Genomic DNA, 26,794 nt, shown 5'->3' on the forward strand with positions numbered 1-26,794 from the left:
CGGCCATGACGACCGAAATCCGCAATACGATCCGCTTCCTCCTGAACGACCGGCAGGTCGAGCTTGCCGATGTCTCGCCGGTCCAGACGATGCTCGATTTCCTGCGCATCGACCGCAATCTGCGCGGCACCAAGGAAGGCTGCGCAGAAGGCGACTGCGGCGCCTGCACGGTGCTCGTCGGCCGCCTTTACGACGGCAGGCTGAAATACGAATCCGTCAATGGCTGCATCCGTTTCCTTGCCTCGCTCGATGGCTGTCATGTCGTCACCGTCGAGGCGCTCGCCGAGCCGAATGGGCCGCTCCACCCGGTGCAGCGGGCGATGGTCGACACGCACGCGTCGCAATGCGGCTTCTGTACGCCGGGCTTCGTCATGTCGCTCTACGGTCTCTGGATGGAAAACCCAAGGCCCAGCGTCCAGGAGATCGAGAAGGCGCTGCAGGGCAATCTCTGTCGCTGCACCGGATATGCGGCGATCATTCGCGCCGCCCAGGCGATTTCGTCAATCGGCGAGGTCGGAAAGGACCCGCTGGTTGCCGAGCGCGAGAAGATCGCCGGCCAGCTTGCCGCCCTCAGGGACGGCCGCCGCGTCGAGATCGGCAACGAGGCCGATCGCGTGGTGCTGCCGGCTTCGCTCGACGATTTCGCTGATGTCCTGGAAAGCAACCCAAATGTGACGATCGTGGCCGGCTCCACCGATGTCGGGCTTTGGGTAACGAAATTCATGCGTGATATCGCCCCGGTCGTCCACCTCTCGCACCTCGAGGAATTGCGCCGGATCTCCGTCGACGATGAGGGCATCACGCTCGCGGCCGGTGTGAGCTACACCGAAGCCTATACCGTGATCGTCCGCCACCTCCCGCAATTGCGCGAGCTCTGGGACCGGATCGGCGGCGAGCAGGTGCGCAACATGGGTACGATCGGCGGCAATATCGCCAACGGCTCGCCGATCGGCGATACGCCGCCGGCGCTGATCGCGCTCGGCGCCTCGGTGACGTTGCGGAAGGGCGGGGCCCGACGGACGGTGCCGCTTGGATCCTTTTTCATCGAGTATGGCAGGCAGGACCGTCATCCAGGCGAATTCGTCGAGTCCGTCCATATCCCGTTCCTGAGCGGCGCCGACCGGTTTGCCGTCTACAAGGTTTCTAAGCGGCTCGACGAGGATATTTCCTCCGTCTGCGGCGCGTTCCGCGTGACGCTCGATAGCGAGGGCAAGGTTGCGGATGCGACGATCGCCTTCGGCGGCATGGCCGGCACGCCGAAGCGCGCGGCGAATGTCGAGGCCGCGCTCAAGGGGCGAGGCTGGACCGGTGCCGCGATCGAAGCGGCCGTCGGCGCCTTCGAACAGGATTTCACGCCTTTGACCGATTGGCGTGCCTCGGCGGATTATCGCATGCTCGTCGCCAAGAACCTCCTGCGTCGCTTCTATCTGGAGACGCAGGATAAAGGGATTGTCCGTATCGACCGCACGGTTGCGGTGGCTGTCTAGGAGGGTGGACCGATGAATGTGATGCAGCCCATCGACCGCATCCGCGGCGGCGTCCACGAGCAGGAGCGGCACGAATCCGGTCACAAGCATGTGTCGGGCACGGCCGAATATATCGACGACATGGCGGAGCCGGCGGGCACGCTGCACGGCTATCTGGGGCTCTCCCAGCGCGCCCATGCGGAAATCCTGTCGATCGATTTCGAGGCGGTGGAGAGCAGCCCCGGCGTCGTCGGCATTCTCACGGCTGAGGATATTCCCGGCGAGAACGACATCAGCCCGGCCCACAAGCACGACGACCCGGTTTTTGCGACCGGCAAGGTCGAGTTCCATGGTCAGCCGATCTTCGCGGTGATCGCCACCTCGCGCGACGCCGCCCGCCGGGCCGCGGCAAGGGTGAAGATCGAATATCGCGACCTTCCGCATGTGACCGACGTCGTCGAGGCGGCGGCCGCCAATTACCCGCTGGTGATCGATCCCCTGAAACTCGAGCGCGGCGATATCGACGCCGGCTTTGCCAAGGCGAAGAACATCGTCCAGGGCGAGATGCGGATCGGCGGCCAGGACCACTTCTATCTCGAAGGACACATCTCCTTCGCCATTCCCGGCGAAGACGACGAGGTGACCGTCATCGCCTCGACACAGCATCCGAGCGAGACGCAGCACATGGTCGCCCAGGTGCTCGGCATTCCGTCGAACGCGATCACCGTGAATATCCGCCGCATGGGCGGCGCCTTCGGCGGCAAGGAGACGCAGGCCAATCTCTTCGCCGCGGTTGCTGCCCTTGCCGCAAGGAAATACCGTCGCCCGGTAAAAGTGCGTCCCGACCGCGACGACGACATGACGGCGACCGGAAAGCGCCACGACTTCCACGTCGACTACAGGATCGGCTTCGACGACGATGGCCGCATCGCGGCGGTGGACGCGGTCTTTGCGGCGCGCTGCGGATTCTCGGCCGATCTCTCCGGTCCCGTGACCGACCGCGCGCTGTTCCACGCCGACAATTGCTATTTCTACCCGAATGTCCGGCTGCGATCGCGCCCGCTGAAGACGAACACGGTGTCGAACACCGCCTTCCGCGGCTTCGGCGGACCACAGGGCATGGTCGGCGGCGAGCGGATGATCGAGGACATCGCCTATACGCTCGGCAAGGATCCGCTCGAAATCCGCAAGCTGAATTTCTACGGCGGCGAAGGGCGCAACCTGACGCCCTATCACCAGACGGTTGAAGACAACATCATCGGCCGGGTCATCGAGGAACTCGAAGCCTCGGCCGACTATGCCGCCCGGCGTGAGGTGGTGCTCGCCTTCAACCGCGAGAACCATGTGATCAAACGCGGCATCGCGCTGACGCCGGTCAAGTTTGGCATCTCCTTCACCAAGACCGAATACAACCAGGCCGGCGCTCTCATCCATGTCTATACGGACGGTTCGATCCAGCTGAATCACGGCGGCACCGAGATGGGGCAGGGGCTCTATACCAAGGTCGCCCAAGTGGTCGCGGATGAGTTCCAGGTCGACCTCGACCGCATCAAGGTCACGGCGACCTCGACCGGCAAGGTGCCGAATACCTCGGCGACGGCGGCCTCCTCGGGCTCGGACCTGAACGGCATGGCGGCCGCCAACGCGGCGCAGCAGATCAAGGCACGGCTCGTCGGCTTCGCGGCGCAGCGGTACGGCGCCAGCGAAGCGGATGTTGCCTTCGAGCCGAACGTGGTGCGGATCGGCAGCGAGCGCATCGCCTTTGCCGACTTCATCAAATCAGCCTATGCGGCGCGGGTGCAGCTTTCGGCGGCCGGCTTCTATAAGACGCCGAAGATCCACTGGAGCCGCGCGGAAGGCCGGGGCCGCCCGTTCTACTACTACGCCTACGGTGCCTCCTGCTCCGAAGTCAGCGTTGACACGCTGACCGGCGAGTACCAGGTCGAGCGTACGGACATCCTTCATGACGTCGGCAAGTCGCTCAATCCGGCACTCGATCTCGGCCAAGTCGAAGGCGCCTTCGTGCAGGGCATGGGCTGGCTGACGACGGAGGAATTGTGGTGGGACGCGAAGGGACGGCTGCGCACCCATGCGCCGTCCACCTACAAGATCCCGCTCGCCTCCGACCGCCCGCGCATCTTCAACGTGCGGCTGGTGGAATGGTCGCTCAATCGCGAGGAGACCATCCGCCGATCGAAGGCGGTCGGGGAACCGCCCTTCATGCTGGGGATTTCCGTCCTGGAGGCGATATCCATGGCAGCGGCAAGCGTTGCGGAGTATCGTATTCCGCCGCGCATCGATGCCCCGGCAACACCGGAACGGGTGCTGATGGCGATAGAGCGGCTGCGCGCCGCGACGCGCGGCAAGGCGGATGGGTGACCGGCATGACGGGCAGAGAGGACATTCGAAAGTTTCTGAGCGGGGAAGCGGCCTGCATTCTCGTCGAGGTGTCGGGAGCGGCGGGCTCGACGCCGCGCGATACGGATGCCTGGATGCTCGTCTCGAAGGAGCGCACCTTCGCCACGATCGGCGGCGGTCAGCTGGAATATATGGCGATCGACCATGCCCGCCGATTGCTCAAGGGGACGGCCGCCGATGACCGGCTGACGATCCCGCTCGGTCCGGAGATAGGCCAATGCTGCGGCGGGCGTGTGGCGCTGGCGTTCACGGCTGTCGATCCGGAAACCCGGGCGGCATTGATCGAGCGCAGCGACACGGAAATCGCCCGCCGGCCGCATGTCTATGTCTTCGGGGCGGGCCATGTCGGCGATGCGCTCGCCCTGGCGTTGTCGTTTGTGCCGGTCAGGACCGTACTCGTCGACACCCGCGAGGACGAACTGTCGGCGGTCGGCGTGCAGGGCATCGAAACCTGCCTGACGGCGATGCCGGAGGCGGTCGTCCGCGACGCCCCGCCGGGGAGCGCCTTCGTCATTCTCACGCACGATCATGCCCTGGATTTCTTGATCGCCGCGGAAGCGCTTGGCCGCGAGGATGCCTCATATGTCGGCATGATCGGCTCGAAGACAAAGCGGGCCACCTTCAGGAACTGGCTCTCGCGCGATGTCGGCCGCCCCGAACTCTTCGGCCGGCTCGTCTGCCCGATCGGCGGCAGCGCAGTCAAGGACAAGCGGCCCGCCGTCATCGCTGCACTCGCCGCGGCCGAGATCATGACGGCGGTCCTCACGCAGCAGCCAAAGGGCACGTTGGCGGACGAGCCGAAAAAAGCCGACATGCGGGTTTCGACCGGCACCGTCTCCTCCAGGAAATGACGGATGTTCATTAGCCACTGCATGACCCCCTTAAATCGAAATCGATTTGAGGATCATGCAGCAATCAAAGTGCTACAGCGACTTTAGCGCGTCCGATTGGACGCGCGGCGCTGTAGGAGTGAGGCCGTCAAGCAGGAAGTCCAGGCCCTTCCTGAAAGCGCCGTCCCAATCATTATCAAGCAGCAGGCGAGAGCGCTCGATCGTTGGGTAGTGTTCGCTGAGACGCGCAAGGCGCTGCTGCGCCGCGGCCCTGTCCTCGTCCGAGAGGTCGAAGTTCGCCCGGGTGATGGTGGCTCCCATTACATAGTTCCAGAGCGACCATATCGCGACGTTCAAATCTGCATCCGCTACACCGGCGCCGGACAGGGTCTTGCTCAAGAGTTCCAAACGATTGAGGATGTTCGGGCCGAGCGCCCGGCGCGGCAGCAGCGATGCCGACCACGGGTGGCGCAGCATGGTGGCGCGCCAGTCTTCAAGCATATGAACGACTTGCCCGCGCCAGTCTCGAGACACAGCTATTTGTGCCGGTCCGCGATATTCGAGCACGGAATCGAGCGCCAGATCGAAGACCTCTTCCTTGTTGTCGACGTGCCAATATAGGCTCATCGCGCCCGAGCCGAGGCGATCGGCCAGCCGACGCATCGTCAACCCGTCGATCCCTTGAGCGTCCAGCAGTTCCACCGCGGTCGCCACGATCCTTTCGAGGGAGAGAGGCGGTTCGCTGCGCTGCTCTTGCGCGGACGGGAGCGACACGTCTTTCCGTTGAGAGCGGTTGATCCGAGCATCGCTACGTTTGGCTGCCATCCGTCTTCCCTGCCGATCAGACCGTCGATTTAAACCGACAATGCAACGGATGTCGATGCTCGGCGATTGACTCGTACGGTGTACGATGCGATGGAATCGTACGCCGTACGAGTCACTCATACGGCAATGTCTGGAAGTTCAATCCTGCAGGCCGCCAGGGAGCGTTGCTCACGGTCTTCAGAGCCAAGAGAAAACCATGTCACGCGCAATCAAGCATCTTATCGGAGGGCTCATCATCATGACCATGGGAATTCCCACTGCAGCGACGGCGAATGATCTCAAGCTGACCATCGTCAATCCGCAAAACCTCTACGACCCCACGCCGAACGGCTACAGCACGGCGGTGATCGTGCCCCGCGAAGGCCGGGTGGCCTACATCTCCGGACAGGGCGGCCAGGACAGCACCGGAGCCTTGTCACCCGATTTCGCCGTCCAGGTTAAGCAGGCCTACGCGAATTTGCGCAGTGCCCTCGATGCGCTCGGCGCAAAACCGGATCAGGTTGCCAAGCTTACGGTCTTCGTGGTCGATCACGATATGTCCAAGCTTGAGGTGCTGACCAGGAACGTCAAGGACATGTTCGGCGAGGCGCTACCGGCGCAGACTCTCATTCCGGTACCGAAGCTTGCAATCGACCCCATGCTCTTCGAGGTCGAAGCCGTGGTCGTTCTGAAATAGTGACGCTATCGAGCCGTTCGGCGGAACGACGCCGAATGGCCGTTTCCTAAATTTTGCCACCGTAGTGCATGCGAGAGTGGAGCCGAGCAGTCACCCGCGAAACCCGACTGACGCAAGAGACGACATGAAGTCGAACGGTCACACTTTGAGCCTTCCTCAATGCTGAAGAAGTAAGCTTGTTTTCTACCGCCGCACGTTCGCCAAATTCCCCTTGACTTGTTTATGACAGTCTTATGACAGGGGCAGGAGCGATGAGCCGCGAGAATGTTGTGTTTTTCTGTTCGGTAGCCGCCGGAATAGCCTTGTTCTTCGCCCTCGGTCTTTCACGGCCGGATTTGTTGGTCGAGGATAACCTCGTGGAAAATCTCGGCGCCATGAGTTTTGGCACAGCATCTCTGCTCGCATTAGGAACGGCGATTCGAAGGCGCGTGTTCTTGTCCTCAATTGAGACGATCACCCTAGTCTGCACCAGCGGATTGTGTCTGATACTGTTCCTCAGCGAGATAAGTTTCGGCGCCCGCATATTTGATGTGCAGATGCCAAAAATGCGCGGCGGAGGCGAGTTCGACGGCGGTCATGATATCGTCATTGTAGTCTTCCGGCTCTTGAGAGACTCTGGGCCCGCGGGCTACCTTGCGGCAGCGACTGGGGCGCTGCTTTGCCTGACCGTGGCGGTCGTGCTTCTTTACGCGTTTCAACGAACGGTTTGGGCTATCCTGCATCGAATTTTCGCACGGGCGTTTGAATGCCGCTTAGCCGTGGCTGTCGCGATGCTTGCCAGTGCCGTGACGCTCGATCTCGTGACGTCATACAAGGCAGCAATCCTGGAAGAAGTCCTCGAGTTCGGCGCCGGTGGCGTGTTGATCCTTGCGGTTACCGCATTGTGGCGAGAAACGGGAAGCGAGGCGGTCGAACACGCGCCGCCGGGTTCCTCCCGTACGGGCGATCAAAATGCTCCGTCCGTGGGGTGCTCGACGAGCCGACCACCTCGACAGGCACTCACCAAATGTTAGGAGGCCCTCACACGCCTGCGCGACAAGTGTATGATGGTAGACCGGAAGAATGCCTGAAGTCATGGAGACCACTCGGCTTCCGAGGAGAATAGGCAGCCCGGTCAAGAACCTGAAACCTGATTCAGGTAATACGCCAGCTATCAATCATTCCCACGGACAGCGAAAACGGATGTTTCCGCCTGTCGGCCGCCGATATCATGTCTTGGGCCCCACGGTATGGCGGCCGTTCTCGCTAGCCGTAGCGGGGTGCCTGCTTCCCACCCCAAGCGGGAGTTCGTCTCCGCGACTAGCGTCGCCACCAAGTCGCTACAAGTACTCCTTCGCCTAGTTGCGTTTCCGGACGAGGCTCTCGTTCCGCCCCGACCCACTCTACGTCACACTCTCCTCCAGCCGCGCCGTCGCGGGCTCGGCCAGCATCTTGCCGATCAGCCGCTGACAGCGCTCGGCCATGAAGTCGATGATCAGGCGCACCTTGGGATCCTGAAACCGTTTGTGCGGGTAAATGGCCGCGAGCTGTGCGCCGAGCGGCGGCGCGTCTTCAAGGATCGGCACGAGCGTGCCATCGTTGATATGCTGCTTCACTTCGAAGAGCGGCTTGTTGATGATGCCGCGGCCGTCGAGCGCCCATTGGGTCAGAACGTCGCCGTCGTCGGAATCGTAGGGACCGCCGACCTCGAACTTGCGTACCCCCTCCGGCGTCTGCAGCGTCCAGTAATATTCCTTCGATCCGGGATAGCGCAGCAGCAGACAGTCGTGGTGCTCGGTGATGAGCTCGTCCGGCGTCCTTGGAACGCCGCGCTTCTCGAGATAGCTTGGAGCGCCGCAGAGCACGCGATCGCAATTCATGATGCCGCGCATGCGCAGGTTGGAATCCTCGAGAATTCCGAGCCGGAAGGCGACATCGATTCCTTCGCTCAGGATATCGACATTGCGGTCGGAAAGCCGCAGCCGCACCTCGATATCCGGATAGCGGTCGTGGAATTCGGGAACGCCCGATGCGATCAGCCGCCGACCTATGCCGAGCGGCGCGGTAATGCGCACGGCGCCCTTGGGATTGCGCGACAGATCGGCGATGGCGCTTTCCGCCTCGTTCACCGCCTCGAGGATCTTTACGGCACCGTCATAGAAGACGCGGCCATGCTCGGTCGGCGTCAGTTTCCGGGTCGTGCGATTGAACAGGCGCACGCCCATATGCCGCTCCAACTCCTTGATTCTGTTGCTTGCGACGGCCGGGGTTACCCGCTGGTCGCGGCCCGCGGCCGACAGCGTTCCAAGTTCCACGACGCGCACGAAGACGCGCACATTATCGAGATAGGACATGCTCCCGCCTCCGCTCCTCCGGGTCCAGACTACCGCGCCTGCCAGGCGCCTATTTTATAGTTTTTTTTGAAAGAGTTGGTGATCTCGCGGCATTTCTCGCGCCTCCAAGCAATGACACATAATGCGGCCCAATGCATGTCGCCCGAAAGTGCGTAAGCGGTTTTGGGACAACGGCATGCATGAAGACAAAGATCTAAAGCGCGTCACGTCAACTCGTTTGAACGCGACGCACTTTAGAGAAATGGGAGGCCTCTATGTACGAATATGCCATTGCCTGGGACTGGCTGACATTCGCGGTGCGGTGGCTGCACGTCATTACCGGCATTGCCTGGATCGGCTCGTCGTTCTATTTCGTCGCGCTCGACCTCGGCCTCAGGCAGCGGCCGGACCTGCCAGCCGGAGCCTATGGCGAGGAGTGGCAGGTCCACGGCGGCGGCTTCTATCACATCCAGAAATATCTCGTCGCGCCGGAAAACATGCCGGAGCACCTGATCTGGTTCAAATGGGAATCCTACGTCACCTGGCTTTCCGGCTTCGGCATGCTGGCCCTCGTCTATTATGCCGGCGCGGATCTCTATCTGATCGATCCGAGCGTGCTCGACGTGTCGAAGCCGACGGCGATCGCCATCTCGCTGGCGTCGCTCGCCTTCGGCTGGCTCGCCTATGACACGATCTGTCGTTCGCCGCTCGGCAACGACAACACCCGCCTGATGGCGCTGCTCTATTTCATCCTCGTCGCCGTCGCCTGGGGTTATACCCAGCTCTTCACCGGCCGCGCCGCCTATCTGCATCTCGGCGCCTTCACGGCGACGATCATGTCGGCCAACGTGTTCTTCATCATCATTCCGAACCAGAAGAAGGTGGTCGCCGATCTGATCGCCGGCCGCACGCCGGATCCGGCTCTCGGCAAGCAGGCGAAGCAGCGTTCGACGCACAACAACTACCTGACGCTGCCTGTTCTGTTCCTGATGTTGTCGAACCACTATCCGCTCGCCTTCGGCACCGAGTACAGCTGGATCATCGCCTCGCTGGTGTTCCTGATGGGCGTCACCATCCGCCACTGGTTCAACACGCAGCACGCCCGAAAGGGCGCCCCGACCTGGACCTGGCTGGTCACCGTGCTCCTCTTCATCGTCATCATGTGGCTTTCGACGGTGCCCAAGGTTCTGACCGAGGGAAGCGAGGCGAGGGCGTCGACCGCCGAGCGGGCGGTCGTGGCCGCGGCGGACTTTTCGAAGGTGCGTGACACGGTGCTTGGCCGCTGCTCCATGTGCCATGCGCGGGAGCCCGGCTGGGAAGGCATCGTCGTACCGCCCAAGGGCGTCATCCTCGAAAGCGACGGCGATATCGTCGAGCACGCCCGCGAAATCTATCTGCAGGCGGGGCGTTCGCACGCCATGCCGCCCGCCAATGTCACCGGTGTCACCGAGGAGGAACGGCAGTTGCTGGCCACCTGGTACGAGACAGCCGTGAAGGAAGGAACGATTCAATGAATGACTTGCTGATCCGCGGCCGCGTGCTGACCTTCGTCAAGGAGCCCGAGGGCATCGACGATGCGACCGCCTACCGCTATCACGAGGACGGCGCCGTTCTCGTCCGCAACGGCAAGGTTGCCGATGTCGGCACCTATGCTGACGTGGCGAAACGGACCGGCCGCGGTATCAGCATCGCCGATCATCGCCCTCATCTCGTCCTGCCGGGTCTCATCGATACGCACCTGCATTTCCCGCAGACGCAGGCGATCGCCTCCTATGGCGCCCAGCTTCTGGAATGGCTGAACACCTATATCTTCGTCGAGGAACAGAAGTTCAGGGAGCGCCGGCACGCCGACTTCGTCGCCGGCCGCTTCCTGGACGAGCTTCTCGCGAACGGCACGACGACGGCCGTCGCCTATTGCTCGGTCCATCCGGAAAGCGTCGACGCCTTTTTCACGGCAGCCGAAGAGCGCAACATGCTGATGATCGGCGGCAAGGTGATGATGGATCGCAACGCCCCCGAGGCGCTTCGTGACACGCCGCAGAAGGGTTATGACGAAACGAAGCACCTGATCGGCAAGTGGCACGGCCGGGGGCGGGCGCATTACGCGATCGGTCCGCGCTTCGCCATCACCTCGACGCCCGAGCAGATGGAGATGAGCCGGGCGCTCGTCGCCGAACATCCGGACTGCTACGTGCAGACGCATCTTTCCGAGAACAAGGACGAGATTGCCTTTGCCACCTCGCTCTATTCGGAAGCGAAGGACTATACCGACATTTACGCCCGATATGAGCTTCTGGGCCGCAAGACGCTGCTCGGCCATTGCATCTATTTGAGCGACCGCGAGATATCGGTGCTTGCCGAGAACGGCGCCGTCGGCGTGTTCTGCCCGACCTCCAACCTGTTCCTCGGCAGCGGCCTGTTCGATCGCGACCGCTTCGATAAGCTCGGTGCCCGCCATTCAGTCGCAACCGATGTTGGCGCCGGAACGAGCTTCTCGATGCTGGAAACGCTGGACGAAGCCTATAAGGTGCTCCACCTTCAAGGCCAGCGGCTTTCGCCGCTCCGCTCCTTCTACATGATGACGCTCGGCAACGCCCGTGCCCTCGACCTCGAGCATCGCATCGGTTCGCTGCATGCCGGCGCCGACGCCGATATCGTCATTCTCGACAGCCGTGCCAAGCCGGCGATGGAACTCAGGATGCAGGTGGCATCCTCACTTGCCGAAGAGCTCTTCGTCCTGCAGACGATGGGCGACGATCGCTGCGTCGCGGAAGTCTATGTGGCGGGGCAGCCGATGAAGCACGGCAGGAGAGGACAAGGCAAGAACTTGGCCCCGAAGAAGGCGGAACTGGTTTAAAGGCCGGAGGCCGGCAGATCCGGCCCCCGTTTCGAACGGGAAGAAGCGATGGAGCGGGATGAGGCCCGTCGCCGGATTTCTGCACCTCGCCTCCCGTTTGCCCCAAGCCGAAGTGCCGACATCGCCGGCGCTTTGGCGGAATTTCTTCGCCGCTAGGCGGCGTGCTTATCGCCCTTGATCTGCTTGTTCACCTCGCCGGCGGGCAGCACGCCGGCCTGCTGGATATCGATGCGCCGCGGCTTCATCTGTTCCGGAAGCTCGCGGACGAGATCGATCGTAAGCAAACCGTTGGTGAGGTTTGCGCCGGTGACCATCACATGGTCGGCAAGCTGGAAGCGGCGCTCGAAGTTACGAGCGGCAATGCCGCGATAGAGATACTCCGCATTGTCCTCGCCGACCTTCTCACCGCTGACGACGAGCAGCCGCTGCTCGTGCGTGATGGTGAGTTCGTCCGGGCTGAAGCCTGCAACCGACATCGCTATGCGATACTGGCTCTCGCCAACGCGCATGATGTCGTAAGGCGGCCAGTTGTCGGCCGGTGCCATGCGGTTTGCAGAGTCGAGCAGTTCGAACAAGTGGTCGAAGCCCACGCTGGAGCGTGACAGCGGCGAAAAATCGAAGGTTGTTCTCATAGCCATATCCTCCTTGAGCAACATGGACGATGACGAGCGCCGAAGAGGCCGGAGCTCCTCGACCGTGAGACCCCTGAAAGGCGGCCCACACGATCGATTTAGTTACTCGAACCATGGATTCAAGAGGCATTTCACGCCCATTTCACCGCTTCTCGGGCGCCCCGCGGCGGCCTGGAGAAGAAGTGCGCGGCTCGGGCTTGTTGGGTTCTTGAATCTGGCTTTTCGACGCCAAATATCTCTGTGCGTGCGATCCATTGACGGTATCAGAAAGGAGGAAAAAATGCTTCTCAATGAGATTCCCTGGACGATTCCGCTGACAGTGCGCCTCTCAAACGGCCTGGAACGGACCTTCACCTCAGTTTACGAGGCTGTCGATTTTCTCGAGAACGAGTGGCCGCTGCGCAAAGGAGAGCGCTACGAGCGCGCGCTGCGCACCTGCCTGCGGGCACTGAACAGGATGACACCGGCGGCGGTGGCCCGGGAGGCCTTCATCGCGGCCTGCCTGGAGGCGGGCATGCCGCTGGTTATGGTGACGCCGCGCCACGAACCGCGAAGCGCTGAACCAAAGACTGCGATATCAGCCTGATGAAGGGAATGATTGGTCGGAAGCGCTCCGGCCTTCCGATCAATGCCTAACGTCGCTTTATACCCGGACATTGAGCATCATTCGACAAAAACGCGCACCGTAGAGGCCCGGCCCAGCGCGTCGATGACCGTCAGGGTCGAATAGCCGCCGCCGTCGGGCAGCCATTGGCTGACGCGGCGGCGCGTCACGTCCGGCAGCGGGCGGCCGTTCGCCAGCCAGCGGAACGGTGCCCGGCCGCCTTGCAGTTTCAGGGTCAAAGGGATCATTGCCTGGCCGGCGGCGGCACCAAGCTCGACACGCGCGCCTTCCGGCGGAAAGACGATCCGCGGCGCGGCTTCACGGATGGATGTGGACGGCAGGCCGTTCGCCGTCACCGAGAAGCGCCTTTGACCGATCGGCAGGTCGGCCTGCCCCAGGCGAATGGCGCCGGCCGGCGCGTCCGGCAGCGCGGTGATGGCGATGCCGGCCTTGGCAAAGCCTTCGAACAGGATCGGAGCGGCCGCGCCATAGCCGCTCAATCCGGGGACGGCGCCGTTGTCCGGCCGCCCCGCCCAGACGCCGAGCACGTAGCGGCCGTCGAAGCCGACCGACCATGCATCGCGATAGCCATAGCTGGTGCCCGTCTTGTAGGCGATGCCGTGCTGACGGGTTCCGGCCGGAGGCAGCACGCCGGAGAGGATGTCGGCGACCTGCCAGGTGGCGACCGTCGAAAGCAGCGGCTCGCCGTCGATCAGCCCCGGCTTGCCTTCGATGCCGTCGCCGAGCCGAACCGGCCAGCCGCGATTGGCAAGCCCGGCATAGAGCTGAACCAGGTCGCGAAGCGTGATGCCGACGCCGCCAAGGCCGATGGCCAATCCCGGCGCTTCGTTCGGCGGCAGCTTCGGGTGCACCTCGGCGCGGCGGAAGCGAACCATCAGACGCGACGGCCCGACTGCGTCGAGCAGCCGAATCGCCGGCACGTTGAGCGAAAGCTGGAGCGCCTCGCGCACGCTGACATCGCCCTGGTAGCTCATGTCGAAGTTGCGCGGCCGATAGCCGAAGAAATCCGCCGGCCGATCCTCGATGATCGTCTCCTGGCTGACGATGCCTTCCTCGAAGGCAAGCCCGTAGATGAAAGGCTTCAGCGTCGATCCGGGCGAGCGGGTGACCCGCGCCATGTCGATCCAGCCGGAGCGGCTTGCGTCGAAATAATCCGCCGAGCCGACCTCGCCGACGATCTCGCCGGTCCTCGCATCGGCCATCACCATTGCTACCGACACCTTCGGTCCCAACCGCTGCGCCCCCTCCCGCGCCACCGTTTCCAGCCCGCGCTGGATGTCGCGGCGGAGCGTCGTCTCGTGGCGGAGCGCCTTCGGCTCCTTGCGGAGCGCGGCTTCCGCCAGATGCGCCGCATGGGCCGGCAGCTGCAGGCGGCGGGTCGGTATGGCGGTCATCGCCGCACGCTCAGATTCGCCTTGGCCGATGACCTTGGCGACCGCGGCGCGGCCGAGCACCCGTTCTCGCGCGGCATCGGCCGCCGCCAGGTTGCGGTCCGGGCGACGCTTCTCGGGCAATTGCGGCAGCGCGACGAGCAGGGCCGCCTCGCCGACCGCGAGGCGGCGCGGCTCCTTGCCGAACCAGGCAAGGCTTGCGGCACGCACGCCTTCGAGATTGCCGCCGTAGGGGGCATGGGTGAGATAAAGGGCGAGGATCTGATCCTTGCCGAGCCGCCGCTCGATCTGGATGGCGCGCGCGACCTGCAGCAGCTTTGCCGCCCATGTCCGTCGCTCGCGCGGCTCGATCAGCCGCGCCACCTGCATCGAGAGCGTCGAGGCGCCGGAAACAATGCGGCCATTGGTGACGAAATGCAGTGCCGCCCGTCCGAGCGCCAGCGGATCGACGCCGTGGTGCTCGTAAAACCGCTGATCCTCATAGGCAACCAGCATGTCGAGGAAACGCGGGTCGACATCATCAACCCTCGTCTTCAGCCGCCAGCGGCCATCCGGCGTAGCGAAGGCGCGCAAGAGGTGTCCATCCTTGTCGAGAACCTCGCGGGAGAAGATCTGGGCGCGCTCAAGTGGCGGCGGGAAGGTTCGGTCAGCCCATTCTAGGCCGATCGCCACAAGTCCAGTCATGATAAGGACGATCGCCAGCGTGATCAGGGCACGTACTGGGGAACGCGTTGGGCTTCGAGGAGCATCGCAATGGATAGGGCCGGCGCTATCCCCCTCTGTCCTGCCGGACATCTCCCCCACAAGGGGGGAGATCGGCCGGTTGCTAGGTCTTTGCTTCCAAAACGCGTCGAACTTGGTGGTTCCGTCTACAATCGGCGGACGCGCCTTGAGCGCGATGCCGGTTGTGGAGCGAGCGGTCGCATCCCCGATCTCCCCCCTTGTGGGGGAGATGCCCGGCAGGGCAGAGGGGGGTGATGCCGGGCCGACGCCCTGGCGACACAATCCTATTCGCTCAAGAAACCGCCCCGGCACACCGATAATGAACTGTCGCCAAATGGACATCGCGCGTTCTACTGTGCCGTGAGCACCTCCATGCGCCCAGTCGCCGTCCGGGCCGAGAACTGTGGCCGGTACATGTCCTCGACGCTTGCGGCCGGATGGTCGTACGTACCGGGGGTCACGGCGCGCACGACATAGGCAAGCGTGATCTCGCGATTGTCGCCGCTCGACCGGTCGAAGGCGGCGACGAAGCGGTCGCTGCGGAACTCGGTGTGGGCGGCCTGAACTTCGCCGATCCATTCGAAATTCGAGAGTTGGGCACTGTCGACAAGACTCGGATTGTCGATCTCGAAGCCGGCCGGCAGGAGGTCGGTGATCAGCACGCGCGACGGCCAGTCGTTGCTCTCCGTTGCCTTGAGCACGACTACGTAGCGTTCGTTCTGTCGCGCCTCACTGACATTCGCCTCGGCGCCGTCGAGGGTGTAATAGGTCCGCTCGATGGTGAAGCCCTCGCCGCCGGCCGAGAGCGGCTGAGCGGGTGCCGCAACGGTCGTCACCACGGCGGAAACGGCGTCAGTGCCGTGGTTGCGAATGACGACGGGGTGCTCGATCAGCGCATCGCCGGTTATCCGGGCAGCGTAGCTGCCGGTGCGCTGGGCGCCGTTGACCTCCAGCTTCATATCCTCGTCGCCGCCCTGGACGGCGCGCGCCGCGAGCAGCATCCAGGCCTGTTCCTGGGTGCTGGTGTAGCGGGCCTGCTCCCATTCCCGGGCGACAATTTTTGAAAGCTCCGGAATGATCGGCGGCACCGGCCGGCTTTCGGCTGCGAGCGCCAGCACCGCCGCGTCGTCGCGCAGCGACGAGCCGTAGTCGGAGCGGGCGAGACTGACATTGACGAGGCCGGTCGACATGTTGACCGCCGCCGCGAAGATATCCTGCGATCGCCCGCCATCGCCGTAGAGCGCGAGTGCCGCGGCGATATGCGCCTTGGCAAGCGGCGTCGGAAAATCGCCAAGCAACGTATCTGCATAGTAGCGAAGGTCGCTGATCGCGGCCTTGCGGTTGCGGGCGAGCACGTAGAGCGCGTAGGCGATCTCGTTGCCGCGGTCCTTGACGTTCGTTTCGTAGCTCAGCGCGTTCTGCAGGTTTTCGAGCGCCTGGACCATCGCCTGTTCCGGCACGTCGAACTTCTGCTCGCGGGCGCGGGTCAGGAAGTCGGTGATATAGGCGTCGAGCCAGAGATCGCCGGAACCGGGGCTCCAGAGGCCGAAGCTGCCGGAGGAGGACTGGTAGGAAAGCACGCGGTAGATCGCCTCCTGCACGCGCTTTGCCACCTCGCCGTCCTCCGCAAGTCCGGATTGTTTCGAGAGTTCGCTGAGATAGAGCAGCGGCAAGGCGCGGCTCGTCGTCTGTTCGGCACAGCCATAGGGGTACCGGTCGAGCGACATCAGCAGCGCCGGAACGTCGAAGGCGGCCGAACGGGTCACGTTGAGGCTGACCGAGGCGCCCTGCAGCAGACTGTCGGCCAGCAGTTGATCGTCGACCGTCAGGCTGCTGCCGGCGGCGATGTTGACGACCTGGCGCTGCGTGATCGGCAGTGCGGCCGGGCGAACCGGGATGTTCACCGCCTGCTCCAGTGACAGGCCCTCGGCGTTCGAGAGGGTGACGGTGACAAGGCCGTTGCCCGGATATTGGCCGGTGAGCGGCAGCGTCACTGTGGATTTGCCGCCGGCACCGAGCTGTACGGTCTGGGATGGAGCGATCTGTTCGACCGTGGCCGGACCGTTGGTCGTCACCTGCAACTGATAGTTACCGGCCGGGCCGTCCGTGTTGGCGATGTCGAGCCTGAGGCCGGCCCGGTCTCCGGGCGCCAGGAACTTCGGCAGGCTGGCAGTTACGACGATCGGGTCGCGGACGACGACGTCCTTCACCGCATGGCCGACGCCGGACTTCGTCCAGGCGACCGCCATGACGCGGGCCGTGCCGTTGAACTGCGGGATGTCGAAGCGCACATGCGCCGTGCCTTCGGCGTCGAGCTTCACCGGCCCGGAGAAGAAGGCGACCAACTTTTCGGTCGGCGGGCTGCCCTGCAGCGGCATCTGCCCGCCGTCGCCGCCGGTGCGCAGTCGCCCTGTGGCGCCGAGCGAGCCGTCGATGAGGCGACCGTAGAGGTCGCGGATTTCAAGGCCGAGCCGTCGCTGGCCGAAATACCAGCCGTCCGGGTCGGGCGCCTCGTAGCGCGTCAGGTTCAGGATTCCGACATCGACGGCGGCAACCGTGACGTAAGCGTCCTCGTTGGCGCCCGCGCCGCGGACCTGGAGACTGATATCGAGCGGCTGGCGCGGCTGCGTCCTCTCCGGTGCGTCGAGACCCACAGCAAGCTTGCGATCGGCCGGGTCGACGGCAAGCCACTTGATGCCGATCGCCCGCATCGGCATGCGGCTTTCCTGAGCGTCGCCGGGCCGATAAAGCGTCGCCGTCACGTAGCCCCCGGCGCCCCATTCGGCGGTGACCGGCAGTTCCACTTCACCGCCCGTCTCGGCGATCGTCGCCGTCTTCGTCGTGATCAGGTTTTCGGTGCCGACGGTCACCAGCAATTCGCCGGCAAAACGCGGCGAAACCTTGAGTTTCGCCGTCTCGCCAATCGCGTAGTTTGCCTTGTCGAGGGCGATCTCCAACCCGTCCGGGGTTTCCGTCGACGTGGCTTCGACATACCAGCCGGCGTCGAACTCGACGCTGGAGGTCGGGCCGTCCGCCGCCGCGGTCTCGATCTCCAGCCGATAACGGCCCCAGCCGACCGGCACGGCGATCTCGGCGCCGTTCTCGGTCACGTCGACCGTGCCGTTTGCCACCTGCTTCGTGGAGATGACCGGCTCGTATTTCCAGGCGCTGCCGTCGCGATACCATTGATAGTTCCGCTCGACGCTGATCAGCTTCCAGGAGAGGCCGGGCATCGCGACCTTGGCGCCGTTCGCGTCGATGGCGATGACATGGAATTTGCCGACCGAATTCTCGGCGAGCTCGCCGGAAAATTCGGGCTTGATGCCGATCATCGGACCGTCCGGCTTGACCGGCAGCGTCAGGGCGCGCTCGACGGCCCTGCCGCCGCCTTCGCGCATGCGAACCGTGACCGTGGCGTTGAGCAGCTGCGTCGTCGCCGGCACCTCGCCGAGATCGAGGGCAATGACGGCCTTCCCATCCTGGTCGAGCGGTTCGAGCCCTTCGAGCGGCACGCGGTTGTCTTCGCTCGCCTCCTCGTCGGCGAGCCCGAAGACATAGCCCTTGAAGGCTTCGTTCTCACGCGTCGGCCTGACCGCCACTTCGCCTTCCAGTGTTAGGCCCGCAGCCGGTGCGCCATAGAGGAAGCGCCCGTCGACGGCGACCTCGATCGGCGTGCCGATTTCGATCGCCTTCGCATCGCTCGCCAGGTCGAACTCGGTGCGGTCCGGCACGAAATCGTCGACGAGGAACTGCTTCTCGCCGATCGCCGAGCCCTTCGGATCGGTGAAGATCTGCATCGTCCAGGTGCCGCGCATGGCATTTTCCTGGATCGGCAGATCGAGTGTATGGCCGCCGAGTTTGCCGCCATTGCTGACGATCCGCCGATCCTCCACCCCGTCCGGGCGCAGGAAGACGAAAGTGAGCGGCAGGTTTTCGATCGCCTGACCGTTGATGTCTCGGGCAAGCGCTGCGGCATGCACCGTCTCGCCGGTGCGGTAGATGCCGCGTTCCGTCCAGGCGTAGATGTCGATCGGGCCGGGTGCGGCACGGCCGGTGACGCCGCGGTCGGAAAGGTCGAAGCCGGCGCGCGTCATATCGAGAAAGACGTAATCATCCTCGCCTTTCCTGGCCGTGATGACGGCGGGCACCATGCTCGCCGTGCCGCGGATCAGGCCGGCGGCGAAGATCGCTCTGCCTTCCGCATCGGTCGTGGCGGTGCCCAGCACTTCATTATTCTTGGCGACCAGCTGCAGTTCGACCTCGGCAAGCGGCTTGGCGCTTGCGAGCGAGCGCGCAAAGACGGTGAGCCCGTCGGTTCCGGCATAGGTCGAGATGCCGATATCGGAAACGACGAACCATTGCGTGGCGCGCGCGTCCCAGTCCTGGCTGAGCGCAGTCGCGGAAGCCGCCGTCAGCACATAGACGCCGGGTTTGCGCTTCGGCAGCGCCTCATCGACCGGGAAGCTCGTCACCACTTCCTTGTTGAGGTCGGTCTTGATGTCGATGCTGCCTTGCCAGACGAGCTCTCCGCTCTCGGTCTCGATGCGCTCGGCACTATAGCCGTCGAGCTGGGTAAGGAACTGAGAGCTTGTCAGCAACGACGAGATGCTGCGGTCGCCGACGCGATAGAGCTTGAGGTTGGCGCTTTCCGAGTTCACCGAGACGATCGGGATGCCGCGCCGCGCCGTCGAAGGAAGCACGAAACTGTCGCCGGTGAAGCGCACCATCGGCGCGCGGTCCTTGACATAGATGTCAAGGCTGACCGGCGTCTCGATGACTTCGTCTACAGACGATGGCAGTCCCGGCCTCAAGGCCAGCTTGTAGCGCTGGCCGTGCTTGAGCCCATCGACGCAGATCTCGCTGCCCTTGGCCTCGACCGCCTTCGGGGCGACGCCGTCGAGCGTCACGAAGGAGGCGTAGTCGGGGCCGTTCTTCAGCAGCTGTTCGGAGAATTGCACGCAGGCGCGCGGGCTTGCGCCATCCGCATCGACCGTGTGGCCGGTGACGCGGAAGCCCTGGCGCTCCTTGAGGTCGAGATAAGCCGTCTCGACCGTCTTGGCCTGCACGAGGTCGAGGCTCGCCTTGTAGGCCTGGAGCGCGGCTCGGTAATTCTGCAGGTTGTCGAGCGCCTGGGCGAGGATGGCCAGCGCATCGGCGCGGCTCTGGGCGGTCCTCGTCAGCTGGTAGCCGTTGAGCGCTGCAAGGGCGGCCTCGCTTGCTAGATCCGTGCCGCCGCTGAAGCGGTTGGCTGTTCTGGCGGTCTCCAGCCACAAGTCCCCATTCTCCGGGGTGATCGCCAGCGCGCCGCGGAAAGCCTTGAGCGCCGCGACGAAATTGCCGGCTGTCAAGTCGTTGCGGCCCGCTTCGATCAACCCGTTGACGCCGAAGCCCAGTTGATCGTCTGCCAAGGCGAGCCCGGCCTTGACGTCGCGCGCCTGCTGCAGGAGGTCGTCCGACACGAAGGGCAGTCGTGGCGGGGCGCCGAGATCCGGTTCGCCCGCGGCGGTCTCGACGACCTTGCCGGCGATGGCACCCTTGAACGTGTTCAGCTGGTTGAAGTCGGACTTGAGAAAACACCACTTCACCTTGGGATTGTAGGTGAAGGCCCTGCAGGCGCGGTCGGCGATGCAGCGTGCCTGGCACTCGTCGAGCGAGACATTCTGCTCGGTCCGTAGATCGAAGCCGAAATAATCGGCGTCGCCGGTCACCTCGACCTTGCGGTCGGCTTCGGCGGCCGCGGCCGGAGTGCCGAGGGAAAGAAGCGCGAAGAGAAGGGTGGTAAGGCCGAGAAACGCGCGCATCGACAAAGTCCTCCCAACGCTGCCCGCTTCGAGTGAGCACCACTCTTTCAACCTTCGAAGAGCGTTGTCAACAACCAGCTTTGCAACCATAGGGATTCGTCGGCACGGGTCAGCTGCGAGCCGGCGCAAAGGCCTCCATCGCCCCGGTATAAGCCTTCGAGAGGGGCGAGGCATAGGAGCCGCGCTTGCTGGTCACGAGTCCCTGTGCGACGAGCGCTTCGGCCTGCTTGACCGCCGCCGAGACGCCGTCGATGACCGGAATGTCGTATTCGCGCTGCAGCGATTGCGCGAGGTCGGCCATGCCGGCACAGCCGAGGACGATCGCCTCGGCGCCGCCGTCGTCTAGCGCCCGTTCGATCCGCCGCCTAAGCTTGTCGGAAGCGCTCGACGCCTTGTCTTCAAGCGCGAGGACCGGAATGTCGGCGGCAAGGACCTTCGCCCGGTCGCCCATGCCGTAGCGGCGCACAAGGTTTTCGATGAGGACGCGGGAACGCTCGAGCGTCGTGACCACGGCGAAGCGCTGGGCAACGAGTGCGGCGGTGATCACCGCGGATTCGCAAAGACCGAGCACCGGGATCCCGGCGAGGGCTCGGGCGGCTTCAAGCCCGGTATCGTCGAAGCAGGCGATGATCGCGGCGTTTGCTCCCGCCGCCTCTCCTTCGCGTATTTCCATGAGCACGCCGGGGACGGCGATCGCTCCATCGTAGTGCCCTTCGATCGAGGCCGGCCCGCTCCTTGACGTGGCAGCGATGACTTCGGTGCCGTGCGCCGCCACCGCCCGTGCGGCGGCCGCCGCCTTTTCGGTCGTTGAGACGGTCGTGTTGGGATTGACGAGTAGAATGCGCATGGACGTCAGCTTAACCTTGCGTGGCGGCGCCGAAGCACGAGGATAATGGCGAGCGCTGCGAGAATGATGGTGAAGGAGAAGAGCGTCGTGACGGTGCCAAGCGCATAGAGCACCGGCGTCGTAACGTTGGTGGTCATGCCGTAGATTTCCAGCGGCAGGGTGTTGTAGGTGCCGGAGGTCATCAGCGTGCGGGCGAACTCGTCATAGGAGAGCGTGAAGCCGAACAGGCCAACGCCGATCAGACTCGGAGCGATCATCGGCAACACGACGTGGCGGAAGGTCTGCCAGGAGGTCGCGCCGAGGTCGCGGGCGGCCTCCTCATAGGCCGGCGAGAAGCGGTTGAAGACGGCGAACATGATAAGCACGCCGAAGGGAAGCGCCCAAGTGAGATGCGCGCCGAAGCCCGAGGAATACCAGGCAGGTTTCAGGCCGAATTGCTGGAAGACGACGCCGATGCCGAGCGAGATAATGATCGACGGTACGACCAGGCTTGCGACGGTCATGTAGAACAGGGCGGTCGAGCCGCGGAAGCGGTGGCGGAAGGCAAGCCCCGCAAGCAGCGCGACAGCGACGTTCACCACCATGACCATCAGCCCGAGCGTGAAAGAGCGGCGGAACGAGGCGCCGAAATCGCCGACGGCCTGCTTTTCGAAGAGATTGTAGAACCAGTGAAGCGAGACGCCGTTCAATGGGAAGGTGAGGCCGCCGTCCGGCCCCTGGAAAGAGAGGATCAGGACGGCCGAAAGCGGCCCGTAGAGAAACAGCACGAACAGCGCGAAGAAGGCTGCGAGCAGGTAGAATTCCTTGCCGCGTCTCTCGTTCTTCATGTCAGAGCTCCTTGCGGATATCGACGACCCTGAGGATCGCCGCAACCATCAGCAGCACCACGATGAGCAGCACGACCGCATTGGCGGCCGCCGCCGGATATTGCAGCAGCGACATCTGGTTCTTCATCATCAGCGCGACTGATGCACTCTGCCCGCCGGACATCACCTGGACCGTCGAGAAATCGGCCATGACTAGCGTGACGACAAAGATCGAGCCGATCGCCATGCCGGGCTTGGCAAGCGGCAGGACGACGTTCCAGAGCACCTGCCAGCCGCTCGCGCCGCAGTCGCGCGCCGCTTCGATAAGCGAACGGTCGATGCGCATCAGCGTGTTGAAGATCGGCGTCACCATGAACAGCGTGTTGAGATGCACCAGGGCGAGGACCACGGCGAAATCGGAATAGAGCAGCCATTCGATCGGCTTCGCCACGAGGCCAAGCTTGGTCAGGGTGGAGTTGACGAGGCCGTTGCGGCCGAGGACCGGTATCCAGGAGATCATCCGGATGATGTTCGAGGTCAGGAACGGTACGGTGCAGACGAGGAAGAGCACCATCTGCATCGTCGTCGTGCGGACATGGAAGGCAAGGAAGTAGGCGACCCAGAAGCCGATGAAGAGCGTCAGCGCCCAGGTGATGGCGGTGAATTTCAGCGTGTTGAGATAGGTCTTCCAGGTGACCCAGGAGCCGAGAGTGTCGGTATAGTTCATCGTCAGGAAGTCGGGATAAAGGCCGGCGAAGTCGTAATCCCAGAAGCTGACGACGATGATCATCAGGATCGGCAGGATGAAGAAAAAGCCGAGGATGAGGAGAAGGGGCGCTACCTGGAGATAGGCGATCAGCCGGGACGGCGCGGCAAGGCCGCGGCGTGCCTTGTCGGCTTTCATTTCTCCTGAGGTTGCGACTGCCGTCATTATTTATCCTTCCGAATACATACAGCTTTGGCAGCCCCTCATCCGCCTGCCGGCACCCTCTCCCCGCAAGCAGGGAGAAGGGAGCTTGCGGCGACGTCTCGGTTCCCTCTCACCGCGAGCGGGGAGAGGGTTAGTTAAACCAGGGAGAGCGCAAAACCTCTCGCTCAAGCCGCGATGAACTCGTTCCAGCGGCGCACCATGTAGCGGTCCTCGTCCATCACCGAGTTCCAGCAGGCTACCTTGCCCATGCGTTCCTCGAAGGAGCCGCCGTCGCGGACCGCACCGGCCTTCTCCATGACCTTGCCTTCCGGCGAAAGGATGTCGCCCTTAGCCGGCTTGCCCTCGACCCAGAAGCCCCATTCGTCCTCGGACATGTGGGTTTTCGCGGTCTCCATGGCTGCGGAGTAGTAGCCTTGGCGGTTGAGGTAGGCGCCGACCCAGCCGGAGAGATACCAGTTGATATATTCATAAGCCGCATCGAGCTGTGCACCTTGGAGATGGGCGGCGAGGCCGAGGCCGCCGCCCCAGGCGCGGTAGCCTTCCTTCAGCGGCTGGTACTTGCAGGCGATGCCCTTGGAGCGCACGGCAGCGACGGCCGGCGACCACATGGACTGGATGACGACTTCGCCGGAGGCCATGAGGTTGACGCTCTCGTCGAAGGATTTCCAGAAGGCGCGGAACTGGCCGTCCTGCTTCGCCTTGATGAGGAAATCGATCGTCTGGTCGATCTCGTCCGTCGTCATGTTGCCCTTGTCGGCATATTTGATGTTGCCAAGGGCTTCCATGATCATCGCCGCATCCATGATGCCGATCGACGGAATGTTGAGGATCGCCGTCTTGCCCTTGAAGGCCGGGTCCATGATGTCGGCCCAGGTGCTGATCTCGCGACCGACGAGATCCGGGCGGATGCCGAGCGTGTCGGCGTTGTAGATCGTCGGGATGAGCGTCATCCACTGTGTCGGCGCCTTGGCGAAGCTCTTGGAGTCCTGCGCCTCGACGAAGCCGACGGTGTGCGGCGCGGTGCCCTGGGCGACGACGCTCTCCGGCTTGAGCTTGCCGTTGATGAAGAGCGGCACGATCTTGTCGTAGTATTTGATCTTCGACACATCCATCGGCTGCATGACGCCCGTCGGGAAGACCTTCTTGGCGATCCAATATTCGATGTCGGCGATGTCGTAGGAATCCGGCTGAGTGACGGCGCGCTGGGCGGCGGCATCGGAATCGGTCGCTGTCATCTCGAGGGTGATGCCGAGATCTTCCTTGCACTTCTCGGCGATCGCATTGATGTTCGAAACGCCGGTGCCGAACTGGCGCAGCGTGATAGGGTTCTGCGCCCAGATCGTCGGGAAGCCGGTGATGGCGCCGGAACCGGCGATGGCGCCGACCGCGGCGGCGCCTGTCTTCAGGAGGGTGCGCCGGGATATTCCCTTATCAGTCTTCGTTTCACTAGTCATGCTGTCGTTCCCCTTTTTCGTGGTGCTTGATTGATGGTTTTTGTGGGATCGGGTCGATCGTCGCATTTCGGCGCGCATCAGGCTGCGAGGCGGCCGAGAGGGATCACGTCCTCAAGGGCCCAGCTCAGGGACACCGCGTCGCCGGCCGACAGGGGCTTGCTGAAGTACTCGGTATCGGCAACGACGAGGGTGAATTCGTCGCTGCCGGCGCCGATAACGGTGATCTTCACCGAGGCACCGCGATATTCGACATTCGAGACGACACCCTGGAAGCCGAGTGATTTGTCCGATGCGGGTTCGAGGCGCACGCGGTCCGTGCGGATGCCGATGTCGATCGGCTTGCCGACCTCCTGGGCGACGTCGCGGACGGAAAAGGTCTGGCCTTCCGGCACCGTCAGGGTAACGACACCGCGGCCAATCGCGGTCACGCGGCCGGAAAGAACATTGTGGTCGCCCATGAAACGGGCGACGAAGGCCGTCGCCGGCTTTTCGAACACGGTTCGCGGGGCTGCCGCCTGCTCGATGCGGCCGTCGTTCATGATGACGATCAGGTCGGCGAGCGCCATCGCCTCTTCCTGGCTGTGCGTCACATGGACGAAAGTGATGCCGAGCGTCTTCTGCAGTTTCTTGAGTTCCGCCCGCATCCGGATCTTCAGGAATGGATCGAGTGCGGAAAGCGGTTCATCGAGCAGCAGCGCTTCGGGGTCGGTGATCAGCGCCCGGGCGAGCGCCACGCGCTGCTGCTGGCCTCCGGAAAGCTGCGCCGGCCGGCGCGTCGCATAGGCCTCCATCTGCATCAATCGCAGCACTTCGAGCGCCTTGGCGCGGCGCTCTTCCCTCTCGACACCCTTCATCTTCAGGCTGAAGGCGACGTTGTCGACGAGATCGAGATGGGGAAACAGCGCATAGGACTGAAACATCATCGCCGTGCCGCGCTTTGCTGGCGGAAAGTCGGTGACCACGATGCTGCCGAGGCGGATATCGCCGGAGGAAATGCGTTCATGGCCGGCGATCATGCGCAGCGTCGAGGTCTTGCCGCATCCGGAGGGGCCGAGCAGGCAGCAGTAGCTGCCCGCCGGAATCTTCAGGCTGATGGCATGGACGGCGGTCGTCGCGCCATAGACCTTGGAAACGGAAGCGATATCGATCTCTGCTGCTTTGGACATGCCCGCTTTCTCCTTGCAGCTGAGAAGAAGCATCAAGCGTGCCAGTTTGCTAAAGGCCTGAATCCGCGGCTATGTTTTCGTACGTCGCCAAACTGGGCAGCCGGCGGGCCATGTTGGATGCACATTTTGTGGGCGTTCGTGCTCAAAGACTGCCTATCATTGTATACAATATTGAGCTTTGATTGACGGCAAAAAGCGGTTAACTTCCGCTGTACCCACTGTAACGGCATCGTTCGGATTCCCTGCCTCATGACGTCAGTCAATCTAAGCCCGGCGGGAAGCGCCATGGACACCGGCGCCCAGCAGATCCGCGACGCGATCCGCGATGCGATCGTCGAGCGGCGCCTCGCGCCCGGAACGAAGCTCTCCGAGACCGACGTCGGCAGCCTCTTCAATGTCAGCCGGACGCTGGTTCGCGCCGCCCTTCAGGCCCTTTCTTATGAGGGGCTCGTCAGTGTCGAGAAGAATCGCGGCGCCTTCGTCGCCTTTCCTTCCGTGATCGAGGCTCAGCAGATATTCGCGACCCGCCGGCTGTTGGAACCGGTCATACTCCGCGAGGCAGCGCCCCATATCGGCAAGGCAGAGGTCAAGGAACTCAGAAAGCTGCTTGCGGAAGAGCAGCGGTTGATGAATCAGCGCGGCGCACCTGCCCGCCGCGCCGAGATCAAGGCTTCCGGCGATTTTCACCTGGCGGTCGCCGCCATGAGCGGCAATGCCATTCTCAAGCGCTTCATGGATGAGCTCGTTGCGCGCTCCTCGCTCGTGATCGCGCTTTATGGGCAATCGGTGATCTCAAGCTGCGGCCACAATGAACACCAGCATATCGTTGATGCACTGGAAAAGAAGAATGTCGAAGCTGCCTGCGCGCTGATGCTGCAGCATATCGATCATATCGAGGCGGATCTCGACCTTCGGCCGACGAAAAACGCCGGAGGTTTGCGCGACGCTTTTCATTTCTGAGTGTCGCAACGGCGTTTCCTATCCAGATTGTATTGCGCCGGACGACAACGCACAGCGCACTTGCGGTGACGTTT

At 63.4% G+C, this 26,794-nt stretch carries 19 protein-coding genes; 9 read left to right on the forward strand and 10 right to left on the reverse strand.

The features are described from left to right. The first annotated feature begins 5 nt into the window (after window positions 1-5). The 3 genes from xdhA to xdhC are packed head-to-tail and all read left to right on the forward strand — an operon-like array spanning window position 6 to window position 4,735. On the forward strand, window positions 6-1,487 hold the full coding sequence (gene xdhA / locus CO656_RS01610) for a xanthine dehydrogenase small subunit (RefSeq protein ID WP_097524564.1): 1,482 nt from the start codon (window positions 6-8) through the stop codon (window positions 1,485-1,487). A gap of 12 nt (window positions 1,488-1,499) precedes the next feature. After that, window positions 1,500-3,845: a xanthine dehydrogenase molybdopterin binding subunit gene (gene xdhB, locus CO656_RS01615; RefSeq protein ID WP_097524565.1), complete on the forward strand. Its 2,346-nt coding sequence runs from the start codon at window positions 1,500-1,502 to the stop codon at window positions 3,843-3,845. Between the two features lie 5 nt (window positions 3,846-3,850). Beyond that, a complete protein-coding gene (xdhC, locus tag CO656_RS01620; protein ID WP_234819623.1) occupies window positions 3,851-4,735 on the forward strand; it encodes a xanthine dehydrogenase accessory protein XdhC in 885 nt (294 codons plus the stop codon). A gap of 72 nt (window positions 4,736-4,807) precedes the next feature. On the opposite strand, the gene CO656_RS01625 is transcribed toward xdhC, so the two are convergent. After that, entirely contained in the window at window positions 4,808-5,539 is a 732-nt protein-coding gene (locus tag CO656_RS01625) for a TetR/AcrR family transcriptional regulator C-terminal domain-containing protein (protein WP_097524567.1), read from the reverse strand. A gap of 196 nt (window positions 5,540-5,735) precedes the next feature. Here CO656_RS01625 and CO656_RS01630 point away from each other — a divergent pair, with 196 nt between their 5' ends. Together CO656_RS01630 and CO656_RS01635 are read left to right on the forward strand one after the other, a co-directional pair. After that, entirely contained in the window at window positions 5,736-6,215 is a 480-nt protein-coding gene (locus tag CO656_RS01630; RefSeq protein ID WP_037417007.1) for a RidA family protein, read from the forward strand. 251 nt (window positions 6,216-6,466) lie between these two features. Then, window positions 6,467-7,228: a hypothetical protein gene (locus CO656_RS01635; protein WP_097524568.1), complete on the forward strand. Its 762-nt coding sequence runs from the start codon at window positions 6,467-6,469 to the stop codon at window positions 7,226-7,228. A 369-nt stretch (window positions 7,229-7,597) separates the two neighbouring features. Here CO656_RS01635 and CO656_RS01640 read toward each other — a convergent pair whose 3' ends face one another. Continuing rightward, window positions 7,598-8,548 carry a LysR family transcriptional regulator gene (locus CO656_RS01640; protein WP_037417012.1) on the reverse strand — a complete coding sequence of 317 codons (951 nt, stop codon included), beginning with the start codon at window positions 8,546-8,548 and terminating at the stop codon, window positions 7,598-7,600. A 254-nt stretch (window positions 8,549-8,802) separates the two neighbouring features. Between CO656_RS01640 and CO656_RS01645 the strand changes: the two genes are divergently transcribed. Both CO656_RS01645 and guaD read left to right on the forward strand, forming a co-directional pair. Continuing rightward, entirely contained in the window at window positions 8,803-10,041 is a 1,239-nt protein-coding gene (locus CO656_RS01645; RefSeq protein WP_097524569.1) for a urate hydroxylase PuuD, read from the forward strand. Beyond that, window positions 10,038-11,384 carry a guanine deaminase gene (gene guaD / locus CO656_RS01650; protein ID WP_097524570.1) on the forward strand — a complete coding sequence of 449 codons (1,347 nt, stop codon included), beginning with the start codon at window positions 10,038-10,040 and terminating at the stop codon, window positions 11,382-11,384. Before CO656_RS01645 ends, guaD begins: the two co-directional genes overlap by 4 nt. Window positions 11,385-11,536: 152 nt before the next feature. Here guaD and CO656_RS01655 read toward each other — a convergent pair whose 3' ends face one another. Further along, a complete protein-coding gene (locus tag CO656_RS01655) occupies window positions 11,537-12,016 on the reverse strand; it encodes an Hsp20 family protein (protein WP_097524727.1) in 480 nt (159 codons plus the stop codon). A gap of 280 nt (window positions 12,017-12,296) precedes the next feature. On the opposite strand from CO656_RS01655, the gene CO656_RS01660 reads away from it, so the two are divergent. Beyond that, window positions 12,297-12,602, forward strand: coding sequence for a DUF982 domain-containing protein (locus CO656_RS01660; protein WP_097524571.1), 306 nt, complete (start codon window positions 12,297-12,299; stop codon window positions 12,600-12,602). 77 nt (window positions 12,603-12,679) lie between these two features. On the opposite strand, the gene pbpC is transcribed toward CO656_RS01660, so the two are convergent. The 7 genes from pbpC to CO656_RS01695 form a co-directional block, all read right to left on the reverse strand. After that, window positions 12,680-14,716, reverse strand: a complete 2,037-nt coding sequence (gene pbpC / locus CO656_RS01665; RefSeq protein ID WP_234819624.1) for a penicillin-binding protein 1C — start codon at window positions 14,714-14,716, stop codon at window positions 12,680-12,682. A 389-nt stretch (window positions 14,717-15,105) separates the two neighbouring features. Continuing rightward, window positions 15,106-20,556: an alpha-2-macroglobulin family protein gene (locus CO656_RS01670; protein WP_097524573.1), complete on the reverse strand. Its 5,451-nt coding sequence runs from the start codon at window positions 20,554-20,556 to the stop codon at window positions 15,106-15,108. A gap of 109 nt (window positions 20,557-20,665) precedes the next feature. After that, on the reverse strand, window positions 20,666-21,403 hold the full coding sequence (locus CO656_RS01675; protein ID WP_097524574.1) for an aspartate/glutamate racemase family protein: 738 nt from the start codon (window positions 21,401-21,403) through the stop codon (window positions 20,666-20,668). A gap of 5 nt (window positions 21,404-21,408) precedes the next feature. Then, complete coding sequence (locus tag CO656_RS01680) at window positions 21,409-22,230, reverse strand: ABC transporter permease (protein ID WP_037417032.1); 822 nt, start codon at window positions 22,228-22,230, stop codon at window positions 21,409-21,411. 1 nt (window position 22,231) lies between these two features. Next, window positions 22,232-23,113, reverse strand: a complete 882-nt coding sequence (locus CO656_RS01685) for an ABC transporter permease (RefSeq protein ID WP_234819633.1) — start codon at window positions 23,111-23,113, stop codon at window positions 22,232-22,234. Between the two features lie 191 nt (window positions 23,114-23,304). Further along, window positions 23,305-24,594: a PotD/PotF family extracellular solute-binding protein gene (locus tag CO656_RS01690; RefSeq protein WP_097524576.1), complete on the reverse strand. Its 1,290-nt coding sequence runs from the start codon at window positions 24,592-24,594 to the stop codon at window positions 23,305-23,307. A 77-nt stretch (window positions 24,595-24,671) separates the two neighbouring features. Beyond that, window positions 24,672-25,760: an ABC transporter ATP-binding protein gene (locus tag CO656_RS01695; protein ID WP_037417039.1), complete on the reverse strand. Its 1,089-nt coding sequence runs from the start codon at window positions 25,758-25,760 to the stop codon at window positions 24,672-24,674. 249 nt (window positions 25,761-26,009) lie between these two features. On the opposite strand from CO656_RS01695, the gene CO656_RS01700 reads away from it, so the two are divergent. After that, entirely contained in the window at window positions 26,010-26,720 is a 711-nt protein-coding gene (locus tag CO656_RS01700) for a GntR family transcriptional regulator (protein WP_097524577.1), read from the forward strand. Window positions 26,721-26,794 lie beyond the last annotated feature (74 nt).

Source organism: Sinorhizobium sp. FG01, from assembly GCF_002531875.1.
GTDB lineage: Bacteria > Pseudomonadota > Alphaproteobacteria > Rhizobiales > Rhizobiaceae > Sinorhizobium > Sinorhizobium fredii_C.